General features: G+C 59.4%; 15 protein-coding genes. 9 read left to right on the top strand and 6 right to left on the bottom strand.

Going from position 1 to position 11,671, the window contains the following annotated elements; genetic code table 11:
- Nucleotides 1-241 precede the first annotated feature (241 nt).
- Nucleotides 242-1,129 (top strand): threonine/homoserine exporter RhtA, encoded by an 888-nt coding sequence (rhtA, locus tag JZ00_RS23895; protein WP_039593738.1) that lies wholly within the window; start codon nucleotides 242-244, stop codon nucleotides 1,127-1,129.
- Between the two features lie 165 nt (nucleotides 1,130-1,294).
- Complete coding sequence (locus JZ00_RS23890; RefSeq protein WP_039593737.1) at nucleotides 1,295-1,576, top strand: hypothetical protein; 282 nt, start codon at nucleotides 1,295-1,297, stop codon at nucleotides 1,574-1,576.
- A 7-nt stretch (nucleotides 1,577-1,583) separates the two neighbouring features.
- Here JZ00_RS23890 and JZ00_RS23885 read toward each other — a convergent pair whose 3' ends face one another.
- Complete coding sequence (locus tag JZ00_RS23885; RefSeq protein WP_039593736.1) at nucleotides 1,584-2,153, bottom strand: TetR/AcrR family transcriptional regulator; 570 nt, start codon at nucleotides 2,151-2,153, stop codon at nucleotides 1,584-1,586.
- An 88-nt stretch (nucleotides 2,154-2,241) separates the two neighbouring features.
- On the opposite strand from JZ00_RS23885, the gene JZ00_RS23880 reads away from it, so the two are divergent.
- Nucleotides 2,242-2,970, top strand: a complete 729-nt coding sequence (locus tag JZ00_RS23880; RefSeq protein ID WP_039593735.1) for an SDR family oxidoreductase — start codon at nucleotides 2,242-2,244, stop codon at nucleotides 2,968-2,970.
- A gap of 33 nt (nucleotides 2,971-3,003) precedes the next feature.
- Complete coding sequence (locus JZ00_RS23875; RefSeq protein WP_039593734.1) at nucleotides 3,004-3,594, top strand: 2-hydroxychromene-2-carboxylate isomerase; 591 nt, start codon at nucleotides 3,004-3,006, stop codon at nucleotides 3,592-3,594.
- Nucleotides 3,595-3,603: 9 nt separating this feature from the next.
- Here the strand turns inward: JZ00_RS23875 and JZ00_RS23870 are convergent, their stop codons facing one another.
- The 5 genes from JZ00_RS23870 to JZ00_RS23850 all read right to left on the bottom strand — a co-directional run bounded on the left by JZ00_RS23870 (nucleotide 3,604) and on the right by JZ00_RS23850 (nucleotide 8,249).
- Complete coding sequence (locus tag JZ00_RS23870) at nucleotides 3,604-5,412, bottom strand: aminopeptidase P family protein (RefSeq protein WP_039593733.1); 1,809 nt, start codon at nucleotides 5,410-5,412, stop codon at nucleotides 3,604-3,606.
- Between the two features lie 58 nt (nucleotides 5,413-5,470).
- Complete coding sequence (locus JZ00_RS23865) at nucleotides 5,471-6,625, bottom strand: cysteine desulfurase family protein (protein WP_039593732.1); 1,155 nt, start codon at nucleotides 6,623-6,625, stop codon at nucleotides 5,471-5,473.
- Between the two features lie 161 nt (nucleotides 6,626-6,786).
- A complete protein-coding gene (locus tag JZ00_RS23860) occupies nucleotides 6,787-7,401 on the bottom strand; it encodes a LysE family translocator (protein ID WP_039593731.1) in 615 nt (204 codons plus the stop codon).
- A 99-nt stretch (nucleotides 7,402-7,500) separates the two neighbouring features.
- Complete coding sequence (locus JZ00_RS23855) at nucleotides 7,501-7,767, bottom strand: hypothetical protein (RefSeq protein WP_039593730.1); 267 nt, start codon at nucleotides 7,765-7,767, stop codon at nucleotides 7,501-7,503.
- Nucleotides 7,768-7,835: 68 nt separating this feature from the next.
- Complete coding sequence (locus JZ00_RS23850; protein ID WP_046510120.1) at nucleotides 7,836-8,249, bottom strand: antibiotic biosynthesis monooxygenase; 414 nt, start codon at nucleotides 8,247-8,249, stop codon at nucleotides 7,836-7,838.
- Nucleotides 8,250-8,342: 93 nt separating this feature from the next.
- Here JZ00_RS23850 and soxR point away from each other — a divergent pair, with 93 nt between their 5' ends.
- From soxR to JZ00_RS23825, 5 genes are all read left to right on the top strand, one after another.
- Nucleotides 8,343-8,825, top strand: coding sequence for a redox-sensitive transcriptional activator SoxR (gene soxR, locus JZ00_RS23845; RefSeq protein WP_039593746.1), 483 nt, complete (start codon nucleotides 8,343-8,345; stop codon nucleotides 8,823-8,825).
- Nucleotides 8,826-9,016: 191 nt separating this feature from the next.
- The gene (locus JZ00_RS23840) at nucleotides 9,017-10,231 is read left to right on the top strand and encodes a PepSY-associated TM helix domain-containing protein (RefSeq protein WP_039593729.1); all 1,215 of its coding nucleotides are present in this window, start codon (nucleotides 9,017-9,019) and stop codon (nucleotides 10,229-10,231) included.
- Nucleotides 10,228-10,770, top strand: coding sequence for a hypothetical protein (locus tag JZ00_RS23835; RefSeq protein ID WP_039593728.1), 543 nt, complete (start codon nucleotides 10,228-10,230; stop codon nucleotides 10,768-10,770). Before JZ00_RS23840 ends, JZ00_RS23835 begins: the two co-directional genes overlap by 4 nt.
- The gene (locus tag JZ00_RS23830; RefSeq protein WP_039593727.1) at nucleotides 10,767-11,093 is read left to right on the top strand and encodes a hypothetical protein; all 327 of its coding nucleotides are present in this window, start codon (nucleotides 10,767-10,769) and stop codon (nucleotides 11,091-11,093) included. The genes JZ00_RS23835 and JZ00_RS23830 overlap by 4 nt, the downstream gene beginning before the upstream one ends.
- A complete protein-coding gene (locus JZ00_RS23825) occupies nucleotides 11,090-11,665 on the top strand; it encodes a DUF6162 family protein (protein ID WP_039593726.1) in 576 nt (191 codons plus the stop codon). Before JZ00_RS23830 ends, JZ00_RS23825 begins: the two co-directional genes overlap by 4 nt.
- Nucleotides 11,666-11,671: the final 6 nt, after the last annotated feature.

The following is an 11,671-nucleotide window of genomic DNA, read 5'->3' as shown; positions in this document are numbered from 1 at the left end:
CCTGCTTTGCCGAAACCATCTAACTCATTGAAATTCAAGAAATTTTACGTTTCGACTGCGCCGGAAGTGGGGCGAATTATAGACATCCAGAATCTGCCGTCAACCCTTTGTTGTGTCTTTCTCCATCTTTATGGATGAAAGAGCTCAAGGGCGCCTTATATATAGACTACGTCGCTTGAAATGCGCACTATATTGCTCAATCCACTTCCCCCCTGCCCTTTTCATTGGATGACACCCCGTAATGACTCCACCCAATCGAAGCCTGGCCTCTTCTTTATTTCCGGTTGCCTTGCTACTGGTCGCCATGGCCTCCATCCAGTCCGGCGCTTCCCTCGCCAAGAGCATGTTCCCGATAGTAGGCGCGCAAGGCACGACGACCCTGCGGCTGATTTTCGCCAGCATCATCATGTTGTTATTGCTACGCCCGTGGCGGGCCAAACTCACAGCCCAATCCTTGCGCACCGTGTTGGTCTACGGGATGGCCCTGGGGGGCATGAATTTTCTCTTTTATATGTCACTTCGTACCGTTCCGCTGGGCATTGCGGTGGCATTGGAGTTTACCGGCCCTCTGGCGGTTGCGATTTATGCGTCACGTCGGGCGATTGATTTTCTCTGGATTGCCCTGGCGTTGGTCGGCCTGCTGCTGCTCATACCCAACGGAGCCGCCAGCACCAGCATCGACTTGATCGGAGCAGGCTATGCATTGGGCGCAGGCGTGTGCTGGGCACTGTACATTTTGTTTGGCCAGAAAGCCGGCGCGGACAACGGCGTGCAGACCGCTGCACTAGGGGTCATGATCGCCGCACTGTTTGTCGCGCCCATTGGCATTGTGCACGCCGGTGCCGCACTGCTGACACCAAGTCTTATTCCAATCGCCATTGCGGTGGCCATTCTGTCTACTGCCCTCCCTTATACCTTGGAGATGATTTCCCTGACCCGAATTCCCGCCCGCACGTTCGGCACGCTGATGAGTGTCGAGCCCGCGATCGGCGCCTTGTCGGGACTGGTGTTCCTTCAGGAATACCTATCGCTGGCGCAGTGGGCCGCCATTACCTGCATTATCCTTGCGTCAGTCGGCGCAACGCTGACGATGGGCGATGCCGCCAAACCCGTCATTGCGGCAGATTAATCAGTTTGATCATAGGTCTGGTATTTGCCGCCCATTTAGGCCATGTTTAGCCTCGTAACCTAATGCTGGACATGGATTTTTTCATACAGGACGTCATGAACGCTTCAAGCGAGAGCGAACACAGCCGTACGTAGACACAAGATCCACGACGGCATAAGGACGGGAATGAAACGAATTTTGATCTTGATCGCCATACTGGCAATTGCGGGCTGCGCGGCGACTTCGAAAACCGAAATGAAGCGCGGTAAAAAGGGCTTGCACATCAATTGCTCTGGGCTGACTTCATCCTGGGAGCAATGCGCCGCCACCGCTGCCAATTCATGCGCCCCAAAGAACTACAAGGTGATCGCCAAATCGGGGGATACCGTCGAGGAGCCGGGAGACTATCCATTCGGACTCAACCCCGCCGGGTATACCAGTCGCAGCATGATCGTCATCTGCAAATAAGCAGGGATCAGTCAAACGGTCGGTCGGTGATACGACGGCTGATTTCGTCATAGCTGGATTTGAGGACATCGCGTTGGACCTCGGGAGTCGCAAGCATGCGCGCAACCACCAACGCCCCGACACATTGCGACAACACCGACCACGCCAAGCTATCGCTTCCTAAGATTCGCGCCCAGCCTTCATGCAGCCGGCAGATCCAAGTCTGCGCCGCCTCGCGTACCTGCATATCCGAACGTGCAATCTCTGCCCCCAACACCGGCAATGCACACCCTGCCTCGGGTTGTTCAACGTGGCCCATGCTCAAGTATTGCTTGAGGCAACGCTGCAACTTTACTGCGTCCATGCCCCCCTCACCGTTCAAACGGTCCAGGCTCTGGGCGAGTTCTCTTTCGACAATGGCCCTGAAAAGCTCATCCTTGGACGAGAAATGGCTGTAGAACGCACCGCCGCTCAGCCCGATTGCCTTCATCAAGCCATCGACGCCTACCGTGGCAAAACCGGACTTTTTGATGGAGGTGGCGCTGCTCGCGAGCAGCTTTTCGCGGGTTTCCATCTTGTGGTTGGCTGAATAACGCATCGTCTTGCCTCTGATGTACACCTTGACGTTCGCCCGACCTTAACATAACGTCCGTTTAGTTAACGATCGTTTAGCAATGGAGCTAACCATGAATAACAAGAAGGTCGTACTGGTTGTTGGTGCCGGCGATGCCACGGGTGGGGCAATAGCCAGGCGTTTCGCCCGGGAAGGTTTCGTGGCCTGCGTCACGCGTCGAAGCGCCGACAAACTTGAGCCACTGGTGGACAGTATTCGGGCCGAAGGGGGTGAAGCCCACGGGTACGCCTGCGATGCGCGCAAGGAAGACGATGTCATCGCGCTGATCGAGCAGATAGAAAGCCAGGTCGGGCCGATCGAAGCATTCATCTTCAATATCGGCGCCAATGTGCCGTGCAGCATTCTGGAAGAGACGGCTCGCAAGTACTTCAAGATCTGGGAGATGGCTTGCTTCTCCGCATTTCTCAATGCGCGGGAAGTTGCTAGGCGCATGGTCAAGCGCCAACGCGGCACAATCCTGTTCACTGGGGCCACGGCAGGATTGCGCGGCGCGTCAGGGTTCGCCGCGTTTGCCGGGGCCAAGCATGGCGTACGAGCGCTGGCGCAAAGCATGGCGCGTGAACTAGGCCCGATGAACCTCCATGTGGCTCATGTGGTAGTGGACGGTGCCATCGACACTGCGTTTATCCGTGACAATTTCCCGGAAAAATATGCAACCAGGGAGGAGGACGGCATCCTCGATCCGGAACACATTGCCGAGAATTATTGGTATTTGCATACCCAGCCCCGCGACGCATGGACCTTCGAGCTGGACCTGCGCCCCTGGAGCGAACGCTGGTAAGCCTCCCCTCATAACAATAAGAGAGCAGCCCCCATGAGCAAATCCGTAGAGTTTTTCTTCGACCTCGGCAGCCCGACCACCTATCTCGCCTACACCCAGTTGCCTGCGCTTTGCGCACAAACGGACAGTGAACTGATCTACCGTCCCATGTTGCTAGGTGGCGTCTTCAAGGCAACTGGCAACGCCTCCCCTGTTACCGTGCCGGCCAAGGGGCCCTATCTGTTCAAGGACTTGAATCGCTTTGCCATCCGTTATGGCGTTGAGTTCAAGCTCAACCCCTATTTTCCAATCAACACATTGCTGCTGATGCGCGCCGTAACCGGCATGCAATTGCGCCATCCGGACCGCTTCGAGGCTTTTATCGATTGCCTGTTCCGCGCCCTCTGGGTGGACGCCCGCAACCTCAACGATCCGGCGACAGTTGCGACGACCCTGAACGAAGGTGGCTTCGATCCTGAATATGTCCTCGCCCTGACCACCGACCAACACGTGAAGGACCATCTCAAGGATGCCACCGAAGAAGCCATCCGTAGAGGTGTGTTTGGAGCACCGAGCATGTTCGTCGGCAACGAATTGTTCTTTGGCCAGGATCGGCTCGACTTCGTCCGTGAAGCCCTGGCCTGACCGTTTTTGTCAGATGGTCGCGGTCCGCATGTTCAGCCATTGCAACGCGTCGCCTTCCAGCAACGGGCTCAATCGACGCTGGACCTCGGCGTGGTACGCATTGAACCAGTCTTTTTCGTCCTGGGTCAGCAAGGATGGCTCAAGGCAGCGGGTGTCGATCGGGCATAGCGTCAAGGTTTCGAAGGACAGGAACTCACCGAACTCACTGCTCCCCGCCTCGCGGTTGAGCACCAGGTTCTCGATACGCACTCCCCAACGACCTGGCCGATAAGTGCCGGGCTCGATAGACGTGATCATCCCCGGTTGCATCGCGGTTTGCGGCGCGGCGGCGGCCTGGTAGGCAATGACCTGCGGCCCCTCGTGGACGTTCAGGAAATAACCGACACCGTGACCGGTGCCATGGCCGTAATCCACCTGTTCGGCCCAGATTGGCGCGCGGGCGATGGCATCCAGCAAAGGCGACAGAATGCCTCGGGGAAATTTGGCCCGCGACAAGGCAATCACACCCTTGAGGACTCGGGTGCAATCACGCTTCTGCTCTGGTGTCGGCGTTCCGACCGGCACCATGCGCGTGATGTCCGTGGTGCCGCCAAGATACTGCCCCCCCGAATCAATCAGCAGCAAGCCATCGCCTTCAATGACGGCGTGCGCTTCTTCCGTGGCGTGGTAGTGAGGCATCGCGCCGTTGGCGTTGAACGCGGCGATGGTATTGAAGCTCAGGGAGACGAAATCCGGCCGACGCATGCGCGCCGCGGTCAGATGCTCATCGATGGTCAGCTCGGTGATGCGCTCACGGCCCCAGGCGCTTTCCAGCCAGGCGAAGAATTCGCAGAGAGCGGCACCATCCTGCTCCATTGCCTGGCGAATATGCTCGGCATCTGCCGGGGTCTTGCGGGATTTGGCCAGCGTCGTCGGGTTGAGCCCTTCGACCAGCTTGACGCCACTGTCCCGGTTACCCAGCAAGCCGACGGTGACCCGCGCCGGATCAATCTGCAGACTCGCACCGCTTGGCACTTCACGCAGCGCGACAACGGCTTCGCTGTAATCGCGCAGCGTCACGCCATCCTGTTCAAGCGTTGCACGCAGTGCCGCATCGACTTTGTCCAAGGCAACGAACAGCGTCGCCTGTTGCTGGCCAATCAAGGCAAAGGAGACGAACACAGGGTTGAACGACACATCCGCGCCGCGCAGGTTGAACAGCCAGGCAATGTCATCCAGGGTGGCAATGAAGTGCCAATCGGCGCCGCGTTCCTTTAGCGATTCGCGCAGCTTGGCCAGTTTTTCCACACGACTTACCGTCGCTTGTGGCGGCAGGTGGGCGTAGACGGGCTGATTCGGCAGGGCTGGACGATCGGTCCAGACCTTATGCAACAGGTCGATATCGGTACGCAACCGCGCCCCACGCGATTCAAGCTTGCTGCTCAGCGTCCGGGCCGACGCAACGGCCATGACTGCTCCGTCAACCGCTACCACACCCCCCTCGGGCGTTTGTTCACCGAGCCAATCCAATGGGCCGGGCTGACCTGGAACAAGCTTGACCAACTCAATCCCGCTGCCTTCCAGCTCCTTGGTGGCTTGTTCCCAGTACCGACTATCGGCCCAGACCCCGGCAAAATCCAAGGTCACGATCAAAGTACCTACCGAGCCATGGAACCCGGACAACCATTGACGACCTTGCCAGTAGCCCGGCAAGTATTCCGAAAGATGCGGGTCGGCCGAAGGCACCAGCAGCGCATGGATGCCCTCTTCGCGCATCAACTGGCGGATTCGGACCAGGCGCTGGGGAATCTGTCCTGGGGTCGAAGGCTCGGTACTCATCATCACTCCTGCTAATTCAATTTTATTGTTCGTACGCCGAACGTGTTCGGCTCAAGGGTTACACCCAAAATGCCGGGGCAGCGGCGCAGGCGGACTTGATCAACCGCACCGCCTCGTCAATGTCCTGCTCGCTGGTGAAACGTCCCAGGCTCAAGCGAATGGTCCGCCCGGCCGCACGTGCATCGTGCCCCAGGGCCAGCAGGACATGGGATGGGGTATTTTGCGCCGAGTTGCAGGCCGACGTCGCGGAAAACGCAATCGAGGAGCCCAACGTCGCCGGGTTGAATTCGCCTTCATTAAACGTCAGGCTCAGCGTATGAGGGATTCGGCAACTCGGGCTGCCATTCATACATACGCCGGGCAACGTCAACAGCGGCTCAAGCAAACGATTGCGCAATTGATCGATCTTGGCGAGCTCCTCGTCAAATGACTGCGACGCCAGTTCGAACGCCGTTCCCATGGCCGCAATCTGATGGGTCGCCAATGTACCGGAGCGCAAGCCACCTTCATGGCCTCCGCCATGGATCTGAGCCGACACCCGCGGCCGTGCACGATCGCCGACGTAAAGCGCGCCGATGCCCTTGGGACCGTAGATCTTGTGTGCAGAAAAAGACATCAGATCCACCGGCCAACGGGCCAGGTCGATGCTCATCTTCCCCGCGCCCTGGGCGGCGTCCATGTGAAACAGCGCGCCGTGCTCTCGAACGATCTCACCGATGGCGACGGCGTCGTTGACGGTCCCCAGCTCATTGTTCACCAGCATCAACGACACTAGGAACGTGTCCTCGCGCAACGCCTCGCGGACAGATTGCGGATTGATCAGGCCATCGGTTCCCGGCGCCAGCCAAGTCACCGCGACACCGCCCTCTTCAAGCTGCCGGACCGTATCAAGAACTGCTTTATGCTCGATCAAGCTGGTGATCACGTGCCCACGCGCACCGCGCGCCTGGGCCACCCCCTTCAGGGCCAGGTTATTGGATTCGGTGGCACCTGAAGTCCAGACGATCTGATCGGCTTGAGCGCCAACCAAACGGGCCACTTGTTCCCGCGCCTGCTCCACGGCACGTCGTGCCTCCTGGCCGAACGCATGGGAGCTGGAGGCAGGGTTGCCAAAATTGCCGTCAAAACCCAGGCATTGGACCATGACCTGGATCACCCGCTCATCCACCGGCGTGGTGGCCGCGTAATCAAAATACAAAGGACGCTTATTCATAAGGAAACTCGCAGAGCCGGTTCCGGGACCAGGGTGCCCTCGTTGGGTTCGAGACAAGCTTTACCTGATCAAGACCTTAAAGAAGTCGGACTTCATTTAAAAGTGCGTAGGAACGCTCCTGGAACAGCGAGCTTAGCAGGCATCGCGTCGAAGCTCAGCCATCAACTCATGCTTTCGAGCAACAACGGATACAGCGACGCGACCAACAGCAGCGCCATGCCCCAGTTGAACAGGCGCAGCCACCGACGATCACGCAACAAATTGCGCAGCAGGCTGCCGCATACCACCCACAGGCTGACGCTTGGCAGATTGATCAAGGCAAACACCGCCGCGATGACCACCACGTTGAAAAAATAGCCTTGCAGTGGTGTATAGGTGCTGATTGCACCGATGGCCATGATCCAGGCCTTGGGATTGACCCATTGAAACGCCGCCGCGCCCCAATAACTGATCGGCTTGTTGTCGCCTGCAGCGTTGTCCGAGACGGGGCCGGAATGCGCAATTTTCCATGCCAGATAGATCAGGTATGCCGCGCCGACATAGCGCAACAGGGTGTAGAGCAATGGATACGTCTGGAACACCGCGCCCAGGCCGAGGCCCACCGCCAGCACCAGGGAAAAAAAGCCACAGGTGATACCCAGCATGTGAGGGATGGTACGGTTGAAACCAAAATTGACACCCGAGGCCAGCAACATCGTGTTGTTGGGGCCTGGTGTGATCGAGGTCACCAGGGCAAACAGGGCGAAGCCCAGCAGAAGGTCAAGCGAGAGGGTCATGGCACGTCAATCCGTCGGGGGCAGTCAGGTGATGACCCTACCCCACGTCCCGGCGCCCGCCCATGGACAGTTAGGCAAAACTTCGAGCGGTACAGTCTTTCAGCCTGGCCGGCCAAGCAATTGGACGGTCCGCTCGGCATTCATTTCGCCACGCTCATCGAAGCCGACGTTCTTCTGCGATGTGCCGAGCAATTCGGCTTTCTTGGCGTGATACTCCTCGAACGAAAGACCCCGGCGATTCAACGCTTCGAGGGCCAGCTCGCGGGTTTCCTCGGCGGTATAGGGACGCAGCTCCGGAGAGGACGAGGCGCAACCGCTCAACACGGTGACGGTCAACAGCAGCAAGACAGCAAGGATACGATTCATGGCGGGCGTCCAATGTTCTTTAGTGGGGCGATGAACAAAGGCTACCCGCCGGCACGCAACGGCAGAAATCAACGCTTTTGATAGTGGCTATCGCCCTCTCGTATTCCTCGTTGCGCTTGGTTGAGCCACGGGCAATGCAGAGCATCATCCAGGCTGCGCTCGATGTTGCGCAGCACCTGGAAAGAGCCGAACGTCACCGCTTTGGCCCGATGCTGCTGGATCAGCCGCCAGAAATTTCCCTCGCCATGTTCAACACTTCGAAACGCCGCGTCCCCAGCTTCGCGGGTTTGCCATTGCAGGCAATTGAGCACCCGCCTTCCGTCCTCGCTGGCTTGGATAGTGGCGCTGAGAAAGCCTGGAAAATCCCGCGCCAGGCGCTCGGTCTGTTCCGACAGGGCGGTCACCAGCGCCTGTAGCCATTGAGGCTCGATATCGAACTCAATCAACTGTGTGAAGGTGCGCTCGTTGGTTGGCGATTGCATGGAAGGTCCCCCCATTGAAATAAGGCGAATCTTGCGATCCGAAGGCCTGCAGGGTAAAACCTCTAGTTAAGTCAAGGTCAAGCGGTGATTGAAGTGACAAAGCCTATCAATGTCCACAAAGAGCTCACCGTCGGCCAAGTCGCCGCTCGCAGCGGCGTGGCGGTCACCGCGCTGCACTTCTATGAAACCAAGGGGCTGATCAAAAGCACCCGCAACCAGGGCAATCAGCGTCGCTACCCCAGGGAAGTGCTACGGCGGGTGGCGCTGATCAAAGTCGCACAACGCCTGGGTATTCCCCTGGCTGAGATTGGCGAGGCACTGCAAAACCTACCGGACAATCGTGCCCCGACCGCGGCCGACTGGAAAACCTTGTCAGAGCAGTGGAGTCGAAATCTGGATGAGCGCATCAATCAACTCATCGCCCTGCGTGATCGGCTGAACGGCTGTATCGGCTGCGGTTGCCTCTCGATGGAAAATTGCCCGTTGCGTAATCAGGGCGACGTACTGGGCAAGCGAGGGCCAGGGGCACATTTGTTGGGCGAGCCCGTGGCGAGGGAGATTTACGCCCCGGACTGAAGAAGACACTCGATGCTTATCGCTAACGCGAAACATTTTCTTTCATCTTTCCCTTCAGGATTTGAGTGACTCGTTCGTCTTAATTAGATGCAGCAGGCCGCGTCGGCAAAAGCCACGACCTGCCTTTCCAGGGTTCAGGGTGTTGCGAAGCCCGTGACACGGAACCTTTCATCGAATCAAGACGTTCAATCATGTCGAAAAAGTCCCGCTCCAAACTCTGGTTTCTCGTCCATAGCTGGTTGGCGCTGCCCATCTGGTTTTTCGTTTTGATCGTCTGTGTCACCGGCACCCTGGCGGTGGTCAGCCAGGAGATCGTCTGGCTGGCGAACCCTGAGATGCGCGCCAGCAAGCCCAGCGATGACGCCACATTGCTTAGCTACGATCAGGTCAGGGCTGCCATCAAGCAAGCCCAGCCGCTGACCCAGGTGCAAAGTATCGTGCGTCCGGATGAATCGCATTTTGCCCTGGAAGCCAAGGTCACGTATCCCGACGGGCGCCCGGACACCGTCTACGTCAACCCTTACAGCGGTGTCATCCAGGGATCGGCTCCGGCGTTCAATTTCCGGGGCTTTACCCGCGCCTTGCATGGCTGGTGGCTGGTGCCGTTCACCAACGGCTACAGCTGGGGCTGGTACCTGGTGTCTTTCCTCGGCCTGCCGATGCTCGCCTCACTGGTAACCGGCCTCGTCGTCTACAAACGCTTCTGGAAAGGTTTCCTGCGCCCGACCTTGCGTATCCGCCACGGCGCGCGGATTTTCTGGGGCGATTTGCATCGGCTCAGTGGCATTTGGTCGATCTGGTTCATCGCGGTCATTTCCGTGACCGGCACTTGGTTTCTGATCGAAGCCACACTGGCCGACAACGGGATCTCCATTTCCAGCGCGCCCGTCGTCCCGGTCGTGGCCCGTGAAAGCGTTCCGCTGTCGGCCGATGGTACCGCTCCCCCGCAATTGAACCTGGACCGGGCCATCGAGATCGCCCGGCAACAGATCCCGGGACTGGAGGCGAGCTTCGTCAGTTTGCCCGGCAACGCCTACAGCCACCTCGAAATCGGCGGACGGGGCTGGTATCCATTGATGTTCCAGACCGCAACCATCAATCCCTACAACGGCGAGGTAGACGCCTCGCGATTGTTGTCGGACCGGACGGCCCTGGAGTTCGTCACCGAATCCATGCGGCCGTTGCATACCGGGGACTTCGGCGGCCTCTGGATCAAGCTCATCTGGTTTTTCTTCGGCCTGGTCCTGAGCATGATGGTCCTCAGCGGATTGTTGATCTGGACCAAACGCACGGCCTTGGCCACTGCCAACGCCGTCAAGCGCAGCCAGAAACCTGCCCGGCCTGCTCGTATCGCATCGCCATTGCAACCCTCCCTCCACCGTGACTCGCCGGAGGGCAACCTGTGAATCCGTCCACCACAACCATATCATCTGCACGCCTGGGCCGGTTCTGGCATAAATGGCGCTTCCATCTCAATGTGCTGTTGCTGCTGATTCCCCTGGGCTTCATGCCCAAGTACCTGTCGGAAGCGGCGTTGTTCCGAGGCGACGGAGGGCTCGGCGAGCGGGAAGTCGGCGAGATCCAGGTGGGTCCGTGGAGCCTGCACCTGGCGGAATTTCGCAACGAAGCCCCTCGTACCCAGGGCCCCGCCGGCCCCATGAAGCACTTCAATGCCGCTTTGTGCCAACGCTGCATCAGCCAGGTGAAAGCCACCTACCTGCGCATCGGCAAGCCTCGCAGCCTGCGGGCCGCCGGGGTGATTTTCTTCGGCTCGCCCTATCGCATGGGCGCCATGCTGCCGGTGCCCAAGAAGACCCAGCCAGACGCCGAGCTCTGGATCACCCTCGAAGGCTGGGACGGCTCGATGCATCAAGCCTCCATCCCCCTGAACCAGGCCTCCCCGGCCACTGTCGCCTGGCTGAAAACCCAAGGAGCCCAACCATGACCTTCCGCGCCTCTCTCAACAGCCTGGCGCTGCTGCTGTGCGCAGGCTTGAGCACCAGCGCACTGGCTCACAACCCTATGTGCGAGTGCAAGGCCATCGACGCCGAACAGATCCAATGCACCGGTGGTTTTTCCGACGGCAGTGGTGCCCCCGGGGTGACGCTGGATGTGATTGGCTACGACGAAACCATCCTGGTCCCTGGCAAGCTCGGCGCCGACTCAACGCTGACCTTCAAGAAACCGAGCACCGAATTCTACGTCCTCTTCGACGCCGGCCCCGGCCACGTCGTGGAAATCGACCAAGCCGACATCGAGGCCCCATGAGCACACCGACCCTCCAGGTTGTCCGCCCCGCCGGCGCCGGCCATGAAACCCTTTATGTCCTGCTGTTGTGCCTGATCATCGTGTTGGGGGCCGGGTCAGTGGTGGCCTGGCACGGCGAAACCCAGGAGGTCGCCCACCTGGAAAGCAACCAGTTGGATGCCCGTCGCGACCTCAGCGCCGCCGAGCAAGGGATCTACGCCGACCTGCGGGTCACGCTGGACGAGATCCGCATCCTGCGCGAAAGCGAGCCAGCCCTTCCCGCCCCCCAAGCGTTGGCGGACGAAGGCTTTGCCCCGTTCGCCCAGGATGCCAGCTCTGTCAGTCGCGGCGGCCACGCCTGGCAACTACTGGGCGACGACGCCTACTTTGGCGCCAGCGCCAACCCTTCCGTCTCCGGCTCCTTTCTGATGCGCATCAGCGAATCGCCCGACGCGCCCCCGGACATCTGGCTCAACCGCAGCCAACCTGCGACCGCTCCTGCCGCATCCGACGACGCAGCCCTGTCCGTCGCCGGTTGGCAGCAGATCGTCGCGCAGTTCGATGCCGGCGTGACTCGCCAGCACCGGCATTGACCCAAC

It is taken from the genome of Pseudomonas frederiksbergensis, assembly GCF_000802155.2.
Classification (GTDB): domain Bacteria; phylum Pseudomonadota; class Gammaproteobacteria; order Pseudomonadales; family Pseudomonadaceae; genus Aquipseudomonas; species Aquipseudomonas frederiksbergensis_A.
The sequence above is the reverse complement of the archived record's forward strand: the minus strand, read 5'-3'. Positions and strand labels throughout refer to the sequence as shown.